The sequence below is a fragment of the Sphingobacterium sp. JUb56 genome (assembly GCF_014191365.1).
Classification (GTDB): Bacteria; Bacteroidota; Bacteroidia; order Sphingobacteriales; family Sphingobacteriaceae; genus Sphingobacterium; species Sphingobacterium anhuiense.
The window spans coordinates 1520865-1540067 of the sequence record NZ_JACHWL010000001.1 but is presented as its reverse complement, the minus strand read 5'-3'; the positions used below and the strand labels follow the sequence as shown (position 1 = coordinate 1540067).

Genomic DNA, 19203 nt, shown 5'->3' with positions numbered 1-19203 from the left:
CGATTAGAATAGCGAACAGATTTCGTTCAAGAATAATATATTCTCTACCTTTGGCTCTTTAGGCAAGAAAGTCCAGGTGGCTTTCCTGCATTTAAATTTTGCAAATATGACTGTTTTAACGTTTACACTCATTATGCTCCTTGGAGCCATATGTGCAGGTATTATTGGTTCGCTTTCCGGGCTTGGTGGTGGAATTGTAGTAATACCTTTGTTGACTATTCTGCTTGGAGTAGATATCCATTATGCGATAGGAGCTGCTTTAGTTTCCGTAATTGCGACATCTTCGGGATCTGCCGCCGCATATGTTAAGGAAGGGATCGCAAATATGCGGCTCGGCATGTTTTTAGAGATTGCGACTACTGCAGGTGCTGTTGTCGGTGCACTTATCGCAACATCGGCTCCCAGTTCGCTTATTGCCGTATTATTTGGTCTTGCTTTAATCTTTTCTGCGGCAAACTCGCTCCGGAAAAAAGAAGAACATATCGTAGAGCAGTCCAGTAAGCTGGCGATCAGCCTCAAGCTACCTTCTACCTATCCTGTAGTAAAGGGTACAGAGGTGTCTTATGGCACAAAAAATGTCATCGGTGGATTTAGTATGATGGGACTTGCCGGAGTACTTTCGGGTATGCTTGGAATAGGATCGGGGGCTTTTAAAGTAATCGCCATGGATACCATTATGCGCATACCCTTTAAGGTGTCGACCACCACGAGTAATTTTATGATGGGCGTGACTGCTCTAGCAAGTTGCGTGATTTATCTTCAGAAAGGGTATGTTGTCGCTGATATCTGTCTTCCGGTCATGATTGGTGTCCTAATAGGCTCGATGATCGGTTCCAAGATATTGATGGCGACAGATCCAAAGAAATTAAGAGTATTTTTTGCTTTTATTATTTTCTTCTTGGCTTTTAACATGATTTATAACGGTATTAAAGGAAAATTCTAATGCAGATTACAGATAAAACGATACAAAGAATTATTGGAGATGTCTTAAAATACGGCGTAAGAACAGTATTGGCGATCAGTACCATCGGCGGATTGATCTTTCTTTATAACCATGCGAATGAACAGGCTGATTATGCCCGATTTACAGAAAATGATCGAAGTATTATTGAAGTCGTATCGGATGTTTTCAGTGGAGTCATCAACATGCAAGGACGTTCGATTATATTTTTAGCGATCATCATTCTTTTTTGTACCCCATTGATCCGATTATTACTTTCATTGGTCAGCTTTATCATCGAGGGTGATAAACTATATGTCTTCATCACGACGCTAGTGCTGATCATAATTGCCTTTAGTATGTATTTCGGATTCGGACATTAACAACTTTGAAAAATTCTGAAATGAATTTTTTTAAAATATAAAATGAAAAGTTCTCCAAAAGGGAGAACTCTTCTATATAAAGGGTACTTAATTGTCTATTTTCTAGCCTTTTTTATTTTTTCTTCTATAGGCATATCCAAAATTGCCATAAGTAATAAGTAATATCCTTTTTTTAATCCTAATTTTTTCAAGTTTCCATCTTGCTTTTTCATGATTGATAGTTTTTTAGTGCTTACTAGATATAACTATGGGATTATTTTCAAAGCATATGCCATTTTCTTGTCATGATACGAAGAAGCGTATTTTTTTAGCATCATTTACGTATTTAGATTTCAGCTCGGTTATTTATACCTGACGCATGTACGATTTATCGCTTTATTGTGCGCTATTCATTACAATTTTATAACAAAAAGTTTTCATTAACAGTCGATTATTGCTTAAAATAATGCTAAATTGCTAACAGTATTTTTATAATGTGTATTTACCTATTATTTTGTAACTCCGATGATGCTAAACTATTCTAAATTCTTGACTACCTGCTTGGCCGCTGTCCTTATTTTTTCGATGAGCGCCTGTGATAAAGAAGATATGGGGCAAAAAACAGCATTATTTAGTCCAGACTATAAGAGTATTCAGGTCAATACAGGTTTTGTGGACAATGGTATTGAAATCAACGCTAAAGAGTGGTCTGTAGCCTATGTTAAAGATGCGCTTTCAGGAGAAATACTTCAAGATGTAAATGATAATCCAGTTGTCTTAAATGCTGCAGGTACTGTTGAGGTGGCAGGTGGCTGGTTGAAATTGGAGAAAATAGCAAGTAGTAATCTGCTTAATCTAACATTAAAAGAGAATTTCAACGCAGAACCCAGGAAGTTTGTAATCGGAATAGCGGCTAATGGAACGGAAGATGAACTTTCTTTTACACAGAGCAGAGGTGCTGGTTATGAGATTGTGAAGAAAGAAATCATAGAAGTACCTGGAAGCCGGAAAGAGTTTACAAGTGATGAAGGCTGTTATACCATAACGCTTTCTAACAATACCTCCGCGGCAAAAAATATGGAAACGCTTGCCATCTTTAAAGACGTTAACTACATGTCCGAGTTCAGTAGTACTGATGAAGACGCTTTTAAATGGATAAATGCTCAGGATTCACTTATATTCATGGGTGAAATCTTAAAAGACGGGGCAACATACTGGTCGAAACAAGTACCTTATAAAGAAGGGAAATTTTTTGAACCTTATATAAATTCTGGAAGCAAACAAACGTTATTAGTACAGCCGTATTCAAATATTCAGGTCAAGGGAGAGATCAAATACCTTACACGGGAATGCCAATATACGTTTACGATTAAAAATCAATCTTCTGGGCATTTATTTGATGTATCGGGCACCTGGAAGCAAAAAGTACCGCTATTGCCAATTACAAAGATTTTTTAATGTTCCTCAACAGGGACATTTTCATTTTGTTTTTTAAACATTGCGTTTCTATACGCTTCACCCCATTTTGCAATTTCGTCGATAATAGGTTCTAATGTGCGGCCGTATTCAGTCACTTCATATTCAACGGTAATGGGTTTTGTATTCATAACCGTACGGCTGATAAGGTGATTCATTTCCATGTCCTGTAATTCCTTCGAGAGCATCTTTGCGGCAATACCATCAACTTCACGCAGCAGGTCCATGAATCGCATCTTTCCGCCTTCCATCAACGTTCCCAAAATATGAAATTTCCATTTTCCGGATAAGATTTCCATGGTATCTGTGATCGCAATAATCCGGGCTTTACATCCTGATCTATTGTTAATGGTTGGATTTTTCTTCATGATCTTTTATTACAATACAAAATTACGGTGTAAAATTACGGAAACGATTATTGGTTTCCTATAGGAAAGTAGTTTCAAAAAGGAAACCAATAGCATTTGTATACTAATCCTATGTTATTTTTGCACAAGATTTATATAATTAATAATTTAAAAATGAAAAAAATAGCAATCTTAGCAGTATTCGCTTCTGTCATCTTAGCTTCATGTGGTGGTTCAAATGGTGATAAAGCTCAAACAGGAACAGAGCAACAAGTTGCAGAACAAAAAGGTGCAACTTTTGCTGTCGATACAGCAGTAAGTTCAATCAAATGGAAAGCATATCACAAAGGTGGATTTGATCCAAGATTTGGTACATTGAAAAGTGAAGGTACTGTATCTGTAGAAGCAGGAGCGATCACAGGTGGATCATTTGTTATCGATATGAATTCAGTGACAACAGACAAGAGTGCGGTTGATCCTGCAAAATCAGGTGGTAAAACTGCAGCTGATTTAGATGGTCACTTAAAAACGGGTGATTTCTTTGAAGTTGAAAAATATCCAACAGCTAAATTTGAAATTACAGCAGTAACAGCTTTTGATGCTGCTAAAGACAAAAGTGTCATTGCGGATGCAACAAACATTATCAGCGGTAACTTAACAATCAAAGATAAGACTGTAAATGTTACTTTTCCAGCAAAAGTTAGCGTAACGGATAATGAAATTAATGTACAATCTAAATTCACCATCAACAGACAAGACTGGGGATTAGCGTACGGTACTGAAGGTGATCCTAAAGACTGGATGATCTCTCAAGAAGTAGATATGGAGCTGAATATCGCTGCAAAAAAATAATTTTATAAAAACACGCTTTAATTTTTTAAAGCGTGTTTTTTTTACTGCGAAGTAGCTATACTGCGCAGTCAATAGGTCGAACCTTTTCAGGGCTTAGCGGCATCTTATGCTGTTTCGATATTGCATTAAATTTGACTACATAAACCAAATAAACCGAACATGAAGAACGAGTCTAACCATAATCCCCTTTTGTGCGATCCTGAAACAGGTAGCTGTGAAATGCCAGTTTTAGCGTATGAATCAGCAGCAGTACACCCTCTTGAACAAACAGATAAACCCCTTAAAGTCATTTATTTCACAGATCCCATATGTTCTTCCTGTTGGGGAATTGAACCACAATTGCGGAAACTAAAACTTGAATATGGTGATTGCTTATCCATGCACTATCATATGGGCGGTTTACTGCCCGACTGGAACTATAACAGTGGGGGAATTAGCAAACCTAGTGATGTCGCCGAGCATTGGGACGAGGTGAGTATTTATTATGATATGCCGATTGATGGTGATATCTGGCTCGAAGATCCTTTAGACTCTTCCTATCCGCCTTCTATTGCCTTTAAAGCAGCACAATTGCAGGATAATGATCAGGCTATTCTGTTTTTAAGAACATTGCGAGAAATGGTTTTTTTACAGAAGAAAAACATCGCTAAATGGGAATACATAGCTGCGGCGGCAAAAATGGTCGGGTTAGATGAAGTTCAATTATTGTCAGACTATCAAAAATCAGCGCCTGTTCAATTTGAAGAAGACCTTAAATTGGCGAGAACATACGGTGTAAGAGGTTTTCCAACACTTCATTTTGAGGATATGCATGGAAATCGCGAGATGGTGTATGGCGCGAAACCTTACGCTTTTTATGAAGCCGCAATTTTAAAATTAAATCCGACAGCTATAAAAGGGACTTATCGTCAAGACTGGAAAAGTATTTTTTCTACATACAATTCGCTTACTGCTAAGGAATATGCTGTACTGACAGATACGCCAAGATCAGCAAGTGAGGAGCTGTTGAACGAACTTACCGCAAATAAACTGTTGCAAAAAAGCACAACAAAAAATGGTGCTATCTGGCATCTGAACGTCACGTAGTCATTCTCAGAACAAGGTGCTACGTTGTGTATGGTTTAATATAGCGTTTTGAGCTAATACCTGTGCTGTAGATGTCTAAGAACGGAACTATTTGATCGGATTGGGATCGCACAGTCGCAGGTATAACCTGTTTGCAGACTGCACCAATTAAGATAACGCGCTATGTTTTTATATAGGCAGGATTTTAGTGCATAAAAATCTGTTTATATAAAAAGGGCTTAAATGAGGTTTAGAAAATTATCCCGATACTGCCGTGGCTGCAGGCCTATGACACTCTTAAACTGCTTATTAAAGTTGGTTACTGAAGGATAGCCGCATTCGTAGCTGACTGTTTCTATGGAAATACTATCGTCTTTTAATAGTTTGCAGGCGTAGTTTACTCTTATTTCCTTCAAAAAGTCCGAAAATGATTTGTTGAGGCGTGTCTTAAAGTATCTGCTAAAAGAGGTACTGGTCATATTTGCAATTTCTGCAACTTTCTCCAGACGAATCTGCTGATCAAAGTTTTTAATCACGTAATCATAGACCTTGTGTATCCGTTCGGTTTCGGCCTGTTTATAATTTATGGCTTCATCAAACTCATTGATGTAACGGCAGTCTGTGGACAGCACTAAAGTGTCCAATATTTTCAATAGGAGAATTACGCTTTCCAACCCATCCTTATGTAATAATTCAAACATCATCCCTCCAATAATATCTCTGGTTTCTCCCGTTATTTCGACCCCGAGATTGCTGGTGAGAAAGAACTTTTTGAGCCTAAAAAATTCTTCCTTACCGTAGATTTCTTCAGCAAAGAAATTGTTATGAAAGTAGATCACTATAACCGACGTATCGAGCTGACTGTCCTTTTTAAAATAAGACAAATGATTTTTCCAGACATGGGGTAGATTGGGACCAATAAATACCATATCGTTTGCATGAAACGGTTGCAAACTATTGCCTACAATTCTGTTTCCTTCCCCTTTTATTACGTACGAAAGTTGAAATTCCGGATGTGCATGAAAGGTTGGATCAAAATGAGGTTCATTGATTTGTTTTATCGAAAAAGTTTTATTCTCTGGAATAAGCGATTTTGAAATAACTCTCTTATCTAGCATTATGATTTCAGTTTATTGGGGTAAATATAGTTAAAAATGATACAATATGTCTGAAACTTGATAAAAAAGCTAAGTTCCAAGCTACTTCATATCTCTATATTTGCTTATAACAATTATAGATAAATCCAAATTTCAACTAAATCATGAATAATATTTTAAGAGTTTTACTTTTATTTTTAGTGTTTTTGACCTCTTGTAGAGCTGATGAACCGAGAAGGGCAGAGGTACTATTTATTGGTGCTGGAAATAAGCAATCTTCTAATCAAGCGACCTGGTTATCGGTCGAACTTTTTAAATCGGGCATCAATCTAACCTATACCGACACCTTAGCAAGTTTAGAATTTGATTATTTAAATAAGTTTGATGGGGTTGTCTTATTGGTGAATGAAAAAGAGCTCAGTGAAGAAAAGGAGCAGGCATTAAAGAAATTCCTGAAAGAAGGAAAAGGGGTTGTGGCCTTGAACTCGTCTGCTAATTCATTTCAGAATTCCGAATGGTATACCAACTTGGTACAAGGTGGTTTTACCGACGCGGGTGATGGACAAGCAATTGTTACGATAGAAAACGCCAAACATGTACTGGATTCATCTATTAACATCATTCAGGTTAACAATGAAAAATACATATTTAAGAAAAAAACAGATCAAACTGTTATCGGTAGCGCTGCGATAGATGGTTCAAAACAAAACTACATCTGGTATAGTGAGGAAAACGGCGGTCGTTTTTTATATCACGCGTTAGGGAAGCATGATGATACCTGGAAAAATCATCAGTTTCTAAGAACGGTCAGCAGTGCGGTCTGGTGGTCACTTGGAGAGCAGGTTCAAAGTATGGTGAATAAATTGGCTATTCCGAATGTAAGCATATATCCCGATTCCATATCCGATTTTACAGCACGTTATGATGTTCCTAAAGTGCAGGATCCGCTTAGTCCAGAACAGTCGATGAAACTGATACAGAAACCGGTAGATTTTGAATTAAAACTTTTTGCCGCGGAGCCCAATATTACCAATCCGATTGCGATGAGCTGGGATGAAAAAGGCAGATTATGGGTCATTGAAGCTGTTGATTATCCAAATAGTTTTGAGGAGGTGAAAGGTAAAGGAAATGATCGCATCGTCATCTGTGAAGATACCGACGGCGATGGTGTTGCTGATAAATTTACGGAATTTGCTAAGGGCTTAAATATTGCAACAAGTTTAACTTTTTCCAATGATGGTGTTATTGTCGCCATGGCTCCCAATTTTGTTTTCTTAAAAGATACCGATGGTGATGATGTAGCCGATCATGAAGAAATCATTATGACCGGTTGGAGCAAAGGAGATACGCATGCCGGTCCATCAAATCTGCAATACGGATTTGACAACAAAATCTGGGGTGTTAACGGATATGCAGGTTACAATGGTATTGTTAACGGTGAAAAGCATATTTTCTCTCAAGGTTTATACCGACTTAATCCAGATGGTTCGGATCTGGAGTATTTAGCTACAACCAGCAATAATACTTGGGGTCTTGGTATTTCGGAAGATAATAATGTCTTTGTATCCACGGCAAATAACACCCATTCTGCTTTCTATTCGATGCCGGAGAAGTATCTACAGCGACGTGTTGACAATATTCCTGGCGCTAATCCAATCAATTCAATCCAAAAAATTGACGGGCATTATGAGGTTCATGCTTTAACACCAAACTTAAGACAGGTGGATGTTGTCGGCGGATTTACATCAGCGGCAGGCCATCAGATGTATACCGCACGGGATTTTCCACAGTCTTATTGGAACAGTGTGGCCTTTGTAGCTGAACCTACGGTAAGATTATTACATAACGCAATTATTGAAAAAGATGGTGCAGGTTTTAAAGAAAGAGACGGCTGGAATTTACTGGCAAGTTCTGATGAGTGGTTTGGACCTGTGCATGCTGAGGTAGGACCAGATGGTGCTGTGTGGGTTTTGGATTGGTACAATTTTATCATTCAGCATAATGTTTTTGTCCCGGCGCAAGCGCCATCAGAGAAAGTCCTTCCTTTTAAGGATCAGGTTGGAGGGCCCGGAAATGCATTTGAAAGTAATCTGAGAGACAAAAAGCATGGCCGTGTATATCGCGTTTTATATAAAAATGGCAAGCATAATGAAAGTTTCAAACTTTCAAAAGATAATCCCAAAGGACTTATCGAAGCTTTAAATAGTAAAAACAAATTTTGGAGAACCCATGCACAGCGGCTTTTAGTAGAGCGGAAAAATGCGGATGTTGAACAAGATTTGATTAAAATAATCAACAATAAATCGGTAGATGAAATTGGATTGAATGCACCTGCTATACATGCTATCTGGACTTTAAAAGGTTTGGGTCTTCTAACAAAGAAAGAAGTGAATGATGCATTATTAGCCGCATTATCGCATCCATCTGCCGGTGTGCGAAAAGCTGCTGTTCAGGTACTGGATTTAAATGCTAAATCTTTTGATCAAATAGCACAGTCTAATATTTTTAAAGATGAGAATCTCAATACTAGGCTTGCCGCTTTTGTTAAAATTGCAGATTCCGCTCCTTTTGCCGCAGTTGCTCCTGTATTAAAGGCGGCAATCAATGATCCTGTCAATGCAAAGGACAGGTGGTTATCTCCAGCTTTATTTGCGGCGATCCAGACCAACCATAGTCATATGTCGATGGTTGCTGATCAGTCTTCAACAAATACTTATCAACAAGCTGTAAACCAAGCGCTAGGTGAAGAAATTTATACACTTGGTAGAAAAAACCGTGTTCAGTTTTCACCAAATGTGGCTGATAAGAATATCACGATTGAAACAGCAGTATTACGCCGTGATCAGGATGCTTTCAAAGGATTAATTATTGGGCAAGGTGATGCAAAAAATGGCTTTGCTTTATACATGCAGGGTAATAAAATATATTGGGACGTATATAATAATGGTGAAATACAGCGTATAGCAGCTACAGACGGAATCGGAAATGGATTTAAAGTTAATGCGAGCATAACAGCAAACCAAGGATCTAGTCTTTATATCAACAACAAATTGGTCGGTAACATCAAAGAGGTCAAGCCGTTCAATAAACCACTGCGTGCATATCTGCGGTCGGGAGAAGATCTGGATGAATCTGTTGCGCTGACCAAGTACGAGCATGGATCTGAATTTATCGGAAATATCAGTGAGATCAAAGTAAAGCTTCAATTGAATGGGGAGCATGCGCATCACCATATGCAGCGCGCAAGTCCTGTGGAAGTGAATCAAAACGAGGCACCTGCTGAAGTCATTGTGATCAAAGCGGTAAAAGATATTATGCAGTATGATAAACGGTCCATTACGGTGAAAGCAGGAAGGCAGATTACTTTGATCATGGAAAATCCGGATGCAATGCCCCATAATTTAGTGATCATCAAACCTGGTACAACAGAGATCGTCGGTAAAGCGGCAGATGCCATGTTGCAAGCGTCTTCGGCAGCTGAAAAAGACTATGTTCCTGAAGTCAGTGAAGTGCTGTTTCATACCAAATTGGTAAATCCGGGGCAAAGCTATACGCTTAAATTTCAAGCCCCTAAAGAAAAAGGTGAATATCCGTTTATCTGTACATTCCCGGGACATTGGAGAGGAATGAACGGAATAATGAAAGTTGTGGAATAATATAAACGAAACATATGAAAAATAGAATGGTAATGCTATTACTTACTATAGTAGTAAGTAGTATAGGAACTTTATGTGCCAAAGCAAGTGTACATTCATTGCCTCATGCGCAAAAAAAGAAGAATATACTGGTTGTCGGTGGTGGTGGATCGCATGATTTTAATCGCTGGTACAAAATCGAGGATACACAGCTGATCAATACCATTGAAGGTGTACATGCGACCTATACAGACAATACGGATTCAATACGCTTTTATTTAAAAACGACAGATCTTTTGGTGTTGACCAATAATCAACCGATCCCAAAAGCTTCACAACTGGCGATTGAAAAGTTTATTGCACAGGGTAAACCGCTCGTGCTTCTGCATGCTGCAGTTTGGTACAATTGGCAAGACTGGCCTCAGTACAATTTGGAATATGTAGGTGGAGGAAGTAATAGCCATGAAAACTTCCAAGAATTCAAAAACCTGGTGGTGAATACGGCGCATCCGATCAGTCAAGGCATTTCTCCAGAATTTACATTCAAAGACGAACTGTATCGCCACCAACCGGATGCTGCCGGTAAAGGGATTGATGTACTGGTCATCGGTCAGTCTTTAGAAACGGCTAAAGTATACCCGGCTGTATTCACGGTCAATCATGATAAATCAAGAATAGTAGGAATTACATTGGGGCATGATGAGCACAGTCATCTGAATAAAGACTATCGCAAAATTTTAATCAATGCAATCCATTGGGCATTAAATATTTAAATCAACATAAAATAATCAAAATGAAAAAAATCACTGTCGTTATCGTAGGAATGGGTTTTGGAAAAGAATTTATTCCCATTTATCAAAAGCATCCCCATATTAAATCTGTCGGTGTTTGTACCAGAAATCCTGAAACACTGCGAGAATTAAAAGAAAAGTTCAATCTAGACGATGATTTACTATTTACAGATTTTAACGAGGTCATTAAAAGAGGTGATGTCGACGCCATCCATGTGGTGACACCTGTGCCGGAGCACGCAAAAATGACATTGGCATCATTAAATGCGCATAAACATACCGCATGTACCATACCGATGGCCATGACCGTGGCGGACTGTCAGGCTATCGTTGAAGCGAAGAAAAGAGTCAATAAAGTTTATATGATGATGGAGACAGCCTTATATACCCGTGAGTTTCTGTACGGACTGAAACTTGCTGATACGGGGAAATTAGGAAAAATACAGTTTGTTCGCGGTTCACATATTCAGGATATGAGTATGGAGGGCTGGGCTGAATACTGGAAAGGTTATCCACCGATGCTGAATGGGACACATGCCATTTCGCCATTATTACGTATCAATAATACCATAGCGGAATCTGTGGTTTGCCACGGTTCAGGTCAACTAAGTGCTGATCTTGCTGCCCGGTATAATTCACCGTTTGCAGTGGAAACAGCCACCTTTAAGCTGAAAGATTCTAATGTGGTCGCCGAGGCGACAAGATCATTATTTGATGTTGTGAGACAGTACCGCGAAAGTTACGATGTGTATGGTGATAAAATGTCTTTTGAATGGGAGCAGTTACAGGATGAGCAACATGTTATATTCGACGGTGGTGAAAATGCCGTACGCATGGAGGCGCCGGATACAGACGATTTATTGATTCCGGAGATTGCAGACTTTACTAAAAGGGAAAGAATAGATGATCCAAATCATGTTTCATTTTTACAGGGAGCAGGTCATGGGGGTTCTCATCCACATTTAGTTCAAGAGTTTGTTGCAGCTATTGTGGAGGGAAGAGATTCTGCCGTTGATGCGGCCTTAGCGGCAAATTATACCTGTGCTGGTATCTGTGCCCATGAATCGGCGATGCAGGGTGGAGTCAGAATCGCAATCCCTTCATTTGATTAAATGTAAAGCTATGAAAATAGGAATAAGCTCTTTTGTATGGGTATCACCTTACACAGCAGATCATATTGATATTCTTTATAAAGCAAAGGATTATGGCTATGATGTCATGGAGATTGCTGTCGAAGATGTAGCATCAATTGATGTGAAGCAACTGAAGAAAGTGGCGCAGCGTATTGGTTTAGATTTATCTGTGAGCGGTGCATTTGGTACAGAAAGAGACATTTCAAGTGAACATAGCGCATACCGTAAAATTGGTCTTTCTTACATTAAAGATTGTATACAAATCGCTAATGAATTAGAAAGTCCAATTTTTGGAGGACCGCTTTATGCTGCTGTTGGAAAAACACGATTAGTTTCAAAAGAACAGAAGGAATTAGAACGGAATTTCTGTTTAGAAAATCTGCTTGAAGCAACGCAGTATGCAAAAGAACAAGGTATTGTATTGGCATTAGAGCCACTAAACCGCTTTGAGACAGATATGATCAATACAGTCGAGCAGGCTCTGGAATTGATCAATCAGATTGATGATCCTCACTTAAAGATCTTGCTCGATACATTTCATGCTAATATTGAAGAGAAAAGCATTTTAAAATCAATCCATCTTTTAGGGGATAAACTTGCTCATGTTCAGGGTAATGAAAATGATCGCGGAACACCGGGAACGGGACAGGTAGACTGGTCCGGAATACGCGATGCATTAAATGAAATCGGGTATCAGGGAAGTGTCATTTTAGAAACCTTCGGATCGCCTTCCAAAGAACTGGCCCGTGCGGCAAGTATCTGGCGTCCATTAGCAGAAAGTTCAGATATTTTAGCCCGGGATGGAGCGAACTTTTACACAGAAATTTTCAAAAATAATCCATTACAATTATGACCGCTACACAAGATATAATCCAGCCAGACAATCATGCTAAAAGTACCCTTTTTTGGGGTTGCTTTATTGTACTGGTGGCATCTGCCTTTGGTTTTGTTTTCAGATCCTTTCTTATGCCCACATGGGCAGTTATGTTTGATTTGAGTAAAACACAGCAGGGCGAAATCTTTGGTGTTAGTTTCTGGCCATTTGCACTGAGTATCGTTGCCTTTAGCTTAATTATTGACCGGATCGGCTACAAAAAGTCCATGATCTTTGCTTTTATCTGCCATTTGATTTCGATCGTGCTGACTATTTTTGCTACTGGTTACTGGATGTTGTATGCAGGAACCTTTTTCTTCGCATTAGGAAATGGTGCTGCCGAAGCTGTGATCAACCCCGTTGTCGCATCGCTGTATCCGAAAGAAAAAACCAAGTGGCTGAATATTTTACATGCCGGTTGGCCTATGGGCATTGCGATATCGGGTCTGTTAGGCATTGGCCTTTTAGCACTGGATATCAATTGGCGAATCGTCATAGGTTTTATTTTGATTCCTGCAGTCGCGTACGGCGCATTGATCATCAACCAAAAGTTTCCAGTAAACGAACGGGTCAAAGCCGGAGTTGGCTATTTGGACATGTTAAAAGAAGTTGGTGTTTTAGGAGCGCTGATTATCGTTGTATTATGTGTTTTTCAGCTGGGCAGTTTATTTAGCTGGGATTATAAATTCAATATTGTGCTCAGTATCGCCATTGTATCCATATTTGGTTATTTCGTGCGGTCGTGGGGGAAGAGCCTCTTTGTGCTGTTGCTACTGGCGATGGTTCCTTTGGCTACCATGGAGCTTGGTACCGATAGCTGGATTACCGATCTAATGACGCCAGAAATGAAAAAAATGGGTTTTCAAGGAGGTTGGGTGCTTGTATTTACAGCGGTGATCATGACTGTTTTACGGATGTACAGCGGTACTGTTGTTAAATTTCTGTCACCCCTGGCGCTCTTATCCATAAGTGCGCTCGTCTCTGCTGTCGGTCTGCAGTTATTATCCGTTTCTTCCGGGATTTATATTTTACTGGCGGCTGTTCTATATGCTTTTGGAAAAACCTACCTATGGGGTACGATGCTGGGAGTTGTTTCCGAACAATTTCCTAAAGGTGGCGCCTTAGCTTTAAATATTACGAGCGCAGTAGGGCAGCTCGGGGTAGGAATTATCGGCGCTGTTTTTCTGGGTTTTATACAGGACAGTAATATTGATAAAAAACTAGCTGAGTATGACCATATTCACCAGACACATTACCATGAAAAACTGGTGACAGGCACGAGATCAAGCATATTCGGGGACTATAAAACGATTGATTATTCACACTTGTCAACGTTAGACGAAGCCAGTCAGCAAGTTGTGGAGCAGATGGAAAATAAAGCCAAGAAAGCGGCGCTATCCACTGTTTCCTTACTGCCGAGCGGTTTATTTGTCTTTTTTATATTATTAATTATTTATTTTAACAAGAAAGGAGGGTACAAACCAATAGATATCATTTAATTAAATATGCATCTTATAATTGAAAGACTATTTAAAGTGTTTTTGCATTCACCTATTTGCAAAAACACTTAAACTTTATAACCAAAATAAATTTAAAATTATGATTAAGTTTTTCTTTAAGATTAAATTCCTTTTGAAGGTCTTTAATCTAAAAACAGACTATGCGCCTTATTTTTTTATACTCTCGAGTATATGTTCCATAAACCTAGCATATGCACAAAATAAAGACGTAAAAGGCTCGGTCAAAAGTTCGGATGGCACTCCCTTGCAAGGCGCGACAGTTTTAGTCAAGGGAACTACCGCTGGAACATCGACCAACAATACGGGTGTGTTTTCATTAAACATGAATCCGACTAATGCAACATTAGTGATCAGTCATAAAGGCTATGAAACGAAAGAGGTCCAGCTCAATGCTTCTTCCCAGAACTTGGATATTACTTTAGTATCCAGTGCACCTGAATACATTGACGAAGTTGTCGTAACGGGTTTTGGACTAACGCAAAAAAAGGAATCATTGACATCTGCGATTTCAACATTAGGATCCAATGATATCAAACGATCCACTGCTTCAACAACTTCAGGAGCTTTGGTCGGTAAGATCCCGGGTTTAAACTCACGGCAGTCGGATGGCCGTCCCGGTGCTGGTACAGCTTTACAGATCCGTAACATGGGCGATCCATTATATGTCATTGACGGTGTTCAAAAAGATGCTGGTCAGTTCAATAACCTTGACTTTAATGATATCGAAAGCGTTTCTGTACTAAAAGATGCATCGGCCTCTATTTATGGTGTACGAGCGGCCAATGGGGTTATTGTGGTCACAACAAAAAGAGGAAAAAGAAATTCCGCTAATACAGTCAATCTAATCGCTAATTACGGATTTCAGAATTTATCTACCTTTCCTAAAGCTGCAGATGCAGTCACATACATCGAGAACTATATCCAATCGGAAACTGTGCAGGGAATCAAAGATTATAAATATTCGCGCACAGATCTCGAAAAATGGAAAGCGGGTACAGAAAAAGGCTATGTTCCATTTGACTGGTATGATTATATCTGGAAGACTTCACCACAACAGTATTATTCGGTCAATGCTTCTGGAGGCTCCGATAATATTAATTATTACTTCAGTGCAGGTCATATGAACCAAGAATCCATGATTGTTAATTATGGCGGTTTTAAACGGACCAATGTGCAGATGAATGTGGATGCGCAGATTTCCAAAAAACTTAAAGTGGGTGCTTCCCTTAATGCACGTTACGAAAACCGTACGAATCCTGGAGTTCCCGGTGGTGACGATTATTGGTTGCCAATTTTTGCTACCTATCGTAATTTGCCAACTGCCAGACCATTTGCCAATGACAATCCCAATTATCCGACCTTAACTTCTACCGATCCAGGTACGAATTTCGCCTGGTTAAATTATGATTTATCTGGAAAATATACGGATACCTGGCGTGTTGCCCAACTAAATTTCAATGCAGAATATGATATTATAGACGGATTGAAAGCAAAGGCTTTGGTGGGGTACTATTATGCAAATCAAAAGCTGGATAACCATGAATATACCTACAAATTGTATGGATACGATGAAGCCAATGATACTTATCCGGTGATTTTTGAAAATAACAATCCATGGCGCGAAAGAAGAATGGGTCATGTTGAAGAACTTACGTCTAATTTTCAGCTGGCTTATACCAAATTGATTGATAAGCATAATATCAATGTAGTAGGAGGTTTTGAAACGATTATCCGTCATACGCCAACGACATGGGTACATTCCATTCCGACAGCCAACTCGTTGAACTTGATCGATTATGAAACCATGGACACCTATAACGATGATGGAAATAGGACAGAAGGTCGATTAGGTTATCTGGCCCGTATTAATTACGATTATGACAGTAAGTATCTGATTGAAGTTTCGGGTCGATACGATGGTTCCTGGAAGTTTCCTCCAGGACAGCGCTGGGGATTTTTTCCTTCGGCCTCATTAGGTTGGAGAGCCTCTGCTGAGAGTTTTTGGAAAGATAATTCCATTTTGAGTAAAATCAATGATTTTAAACTGCGTGCATCTTATGGTTTGCTGGGGGATGATGCCGTATCTGGTTATAGTGCATTTGATTACCTGTCCGGTTACAATTATAAATCCGGTGGATCTGTTATCGATGGTAAATATATCATCGGTTCACAGCCTAGGGGTTTACCGGTAAGGACACTTTCTTGGATCAGAGCGAAAATATTGGATATCGGGCTAGATTTTGCGATTGTCAATTCTAAACTGACAGGAAGTTTTGATTATTTCAGACGCATGAGAACTGGATTACCAGCTTCGAGATATGATATTTTACTACCATCGGAAGTAGGTTTTAGTTTACCCAACGAAAACTTAAATTCAGATATGCATAAAGGTGTTGAAGGGATGATCAAGTGGTCAGACCGTATCGGTGAATTGAGTTACAGTGTCGCTGCGAATGCAACTTACTCTAGATTTTACGATTGGAACCAGTATAAACCGAGATTTAGTAACTCCTGGAATGTGTACAGAAATTCAATCAATGAGCGTTTCGGGTACATCAACTGGGGACTGGAATCAGCAGGTCAGTTCCAAAGTTGGGAAGAGATCGCAAACTGGACAGTTGATAATGATAGACAGGGGAATAAAACTTTAAGACCAGGAGATATCAAATATGTAGATCAAAACGGTGACGGCGTTATCAATGGACTGGATGAGCGCCCTATTGGATACCGTGAAGACGCGACACCGATTTTGAATTTTGGTTTTAATTTTTCATTCGGCTATAAAAACTTTGACTTAGCCTTTGACTTAACTGGCGGTGGTCTGAATTCTTGGTACCAGGACAATGAGCAAAGAAATCCATTTCATGATGGGGGTAATAATGCACAATACTACATGGAAGATACCTGGAGACTTTCCGATATATATGATGCAAACAGTGAACTGATACCTGGGAAATACCCCATGTTACTGATCGGCAATACATCGCACAGTAATTATTGGAACAGTGATTTTTGGAAGCATAATGTAAAATACATCAAACTTAGAAATCTTGAGTTTGGATATTCCCTTCCGGAGAGTTTCCTGAAAAAAGCGAGTATCAAAAGAGCAAGGGTCTATTTTTCGGGACAGAATCTATTGACGTTATCTAATGTAAAAGGTGTGGATCCGGAGATCAACGCAACAAGTGGTTTGGTCTATCCGACAACGCGGATCTATAATTTTGGTTTAAACCTGACTTTTTAATTAAGGCTGTTAATTTAAAATGATAAATATGAAAAAGTTATTCAGTAATAAAATTATATGGATCGCGCTGATCGGTTTACTATCTACCGGCTGCAATAATATACTTGACCAGGACCCGGATAAGATCATCAGTGATGAACAGGTTTTTAGTGATGAAATCATGATCAATTCTGTTCTGGCTAATTTTTATGGACGTGTTCACTGGGGACAAAATACAGCAGATTCGTACAGCTATACGATTTTGGATGAAGCGGGTAAATCTGATGGCGGTCCTGATAATATCCAAAACTATGGCGATGATTTATGGCGGGTGTATGACTATACGCTCATCCGGAGTATCAATCAGTTTTTAGCTGGATTGCGGAGTACAAATGCGCTCAATATGACTAAGAAATTGAGTTATGAAGCGGAAGCACGCTTTTTAAGAGCCTGGGTTTATTTTAATATGGCCCGCGGGATGGGCGGTATGCCGATCGTGGGGGATGAGGTCTTTGAATATACCCCGGGAGATGATATTACGGCACTGCAATATGCGCGATCAACAGAGTCGGAGATCTATAGCTATATCATTAAGGAAATCGATGAGATCCATGCCAACTTGGGTGACAGTCCGACGATAAATGCGGGTCGAATAAATAAATGGGGAGCATTAATGTTAAAAGCAAGGGCGGCTGTGTATGCCGGATCATTGGCGAATTATAACAATAAGATGCCCAACCCGATTAAAACAACAAATGGTGAAGTTGGTATCGCAGCGTCTGAGGCTCAGAAGTTTTACGAATTAGCACTTGGTGCGGCAGAGCAGGTGATCAATGGCGGTAAATATCAGCTCAGCCTGAAGAAACCGGATGATCTAAGCCGGAATTTTTACGAAGCGATTAATCTCAAAGAGAACAATGTGGAAGTGATATGGGCCAGAGATTATAAATATCCGGGACAAACGGTAGAATTTACCAAGAATAATATTGCACCATCTCTGGCGGAAGATATTGACCGTGCATATGCAGGCCCGATTTTAAATTTAGTTGAAGATTTTGAATATATCAATGATCGAAATGGGGTTTTAAAAAATAAAGATGCGAACGGTAATTATATCTTCTATGATAATCCTTTAGCTATTTTCCAGGATAAAGATCCAAGACTAAGTGGTTCTATTATTTTGCCTGGATCGGTTTTTAAGGGCGAGGTGGTTACTTTGCAAGCTGGTCAGAAGATATTGCAGGGCGGGTCTTACGTGACTAAAATCGGCCAGCCTGGAACAAGTGATGCCAATGGTCTGATCACTGCGGCAAATGGGCCAATTACCTCAAACTTGCAATATGTCAATAAATCAGGCTTCTTTTTCCGGAAATTTTTAGATGAAAATCCCGGAGCTTCAACAAGAGGCCGTAATAGTGAAATGTGGTTCCCGCGGTTTAGATTTGCTGAGGCCGTCATGATCGCCAGTGAAGCGGCTTTTGAGTTAAACAATATGAGTAAAGCACTAGGCTATCTTAATCAGATCAGATCTAGAGCAGGGTTAAAGGCATTAAATACGATGTCTCTAGCAGATGTCGTGCAGGAAAGAAGAGTCGAATTTGCATTTGAAGATCATCGGTACTGGGATTTAAAACGATGGAGATTGGCCGATAAAATATGGAATGGATCTACGCAAAATCCAGATGCTATACAATATGCTTTGTTTCCCTATAAAGTTGTAGCTCCGGGAAATGTTAATCATGGCAAATGGGTTTTTGATAAACAACCTTTTACAAATTCACCGAATCCGCGATTCTTCCAAATGAAGAATTATTATAATTTCATCAATCAGGACTGGATTAATAATAATCCTAAAATGGTTAGAAATCCGTATCAATAAAACTAAATC

The 19203-nt window shown here is 39.3% G+C and carries 14 protein-coding genes; 12 read left to right on the top strand and 2 right to left on the bottom strand.

The features are described 5' to 3' along the window. Positions 1 to 106 precede the first annotated feature (106 nt). The 3 genes from FHR29_RS06235 (at position 107) to FHR29_RS06225 (ending at position 2760) form a co-directional block, all read left to right on the top strand. On the top strand, positions 107 to 943 hold the full coding sequence (locus tag FHR29_RS06235) for a sulfite exporter TauE/SafE family protein (protein WP_183913128.1): 837 nt from the start codon (positions 107 to 109) through the stop codon (positions 941 to 943). Then, positions 943 to 1323: a DUF1634 domain-containing protein gene (locus tag FHR29_RS06230; RefSeq protein ID WP_021190329.1), complete on the top strand. Its 381-nt coding sequence runs from the start codon at positions 943 to 945 to the stop codon at positions 1321 to 1323. Before FHR29_RS06235 ends, FHR29_RS06230 begins: the two co-directional genes overlap by 1 nt. 504 nt (positions 1324 to 1827) lie before the next feature. Further along, complete coding sequence (locus FHR29_RS06225; protein ID WP_183913126.1) at positions 1828 to 2760, top strand: hypothetical protein; 933 nt, start codon at positions 1828 to 1830, stop codon at positions 2758 to 2760. On the opposite strand, the gene FHR29_RS06220 is transcribed toward FHR29_RS06225, so the two are convergent. Further along, positions 2757 to 3146, bottom strand: coding sequence for a helix-turn-helix domain-containing protein (locus tag FHR29_RS06220; protein ID WP_021190331.1), 390 nt, complete (start codon positions 3144 to 3146; stop codon positions 2757 to 2759). The two genes, FHR29_RS06225 and FHR29_RS06220, sit on opposite strands and share 4 nt — an antisense overlap. A gap of 153 nt (positions 3147 to 3299) precedes the next feature. Here FHR29_RS06220 and FHR29_RS06215 point away from each other — a divergent pair, with 153 nt between their 5' ends. Further along, on the top strand, positions 3300 to 3977 hold the full coding sequence (locus tag FHR29_RS06215) for a YceI family protein (protein ID WP_021190332.1): 678 nt from the start codon (positions 3300 to 3302) through the stop codon (positions 3975 to 3977). 159 nt (positions 3978 to 4136) lie between these two features. Beyond that, positions 4137 to 5063 carry a DsbA family protein gene (locus tag FHR29_RS06210; protein ID WP_183913124.1) on the top strand — a complete coding sequence of 309 codons (927 nt, stop codon included), beginning with the start codon at positions 4137 to 4139 and terminating at the stop codon, positions 5061 to 5063. A gap of 218 nt (positions 5064 to 5281) precedes the next feature. Here the strand turns inward: FHR29_RS06210 and FHR29_RS06205 are convergent, their stop codons facing one another. Then, entirely contained in the window at positions 5282 to 6160 is an 879-nt protein-coding gene (locus FHR29_RS06205; RefSeq protein ID WP_132768095.1) for an AraC family transcriptional regulator, read from the bottom strand. A 143-nt stretch (positions 6161 to 6303) separates the two neighbouring features. Between FHR29_RS06205 and FHR29_RS06200 the strand changes: the two genes are divergently transcribed. The 7 genes from FHR29_RS06200 to FHR29_RS06170 all read left to right on the top strand — a co-directional run bounded on the left by FHR29_RS06200 (position 6304) and on the right by FHR29_RS06170 (position 19194). Next, positions 6304 to 9795 (top strand): PVC-type heme-binding CxxCH protein, encoded by a 3492-nt coding sequence (locus tag FHR29_RS06200; RefSeq protein ID WP_183913122.1) that lies wholly within the window; start codon positions 6304 to 6306, stop codon positions 9793 to 9795. A gap of 14 nt (positions 9796 to 9809) precedes the next feature. Further along, positions 9810 to 10547: a ThuA domain-containing protein gene (locus FHR29_RS06195; protein WP_168126543.1), complete on the top strand. Its 738-nt coding sequence runs from the start codon at positions 9810 to 9812 to the stop codon at positions 10545 to 10547. Between the two features lie 20 nt (positions 10548 to 10567). Then, on the top strand, positions 10568 to 11677 hold the full coding sequence (locus tag FHR29_RS06190; RefSeq protein ID WP_206368270.1) for a Gfo/Idh/MocA family protein: 1110 nt from the start codon (positions 10568 to 10570) through the stop codon (positions 11675 to 11677). A gap of 10 nt (positions 11678 to 11687) precedes the next feature. Beyond that, positions 11688 to 12551, top strand: coding sequence for a sugar phosphate isomerase/epimerase (locus FHR29_RS06185; protein WP_021190339.1), 864 nt, complete (start codon positions 11688 to 11690; stop codon positions 12549 to 12551). Then, positions 12548 to 14071, top strand: a complete 1524-nt coding sequence (locus tag FHR29_RS06180; protein WP_183913120.1) for a sugar MFS transporter — start codon at positions 12548 to 12550, stop codon at positions 14069 to 14071. The genes FHR29_RS06185 and FHR29_RS06180 overlap by 4 nt, the downstream gene beginning before the upstream one ends. Before the next feature lie 100 nt (positions 14072 to 14171). Continuing rightward, a complete protein-coding gene (locus tag FHR29_RS06175) occupies positions 14172 to 17336 on the top strand; it encodes a TonB-dependent receptor (protein ID WP_183913118.1) in 3165 nt (1054 codons plus the stop codon). 28 nt (positions 17337 to 17364) lie between these two features. Then, positions 17365 to 19194: a RagB/SusD family nutrient uptake outer membrane protein gene (locus FHR29_RS06170; RefSeq protein ID WP_183913116.1), complete on the top strand. Its 1830-nt coding sequence runs from the start codon at positions 17365 to 17367 to the stop codon at positions 19192 to 19194. The last annotated feature ends 9 nt before the right edge of the window (positions 19195 to 19203 follow it).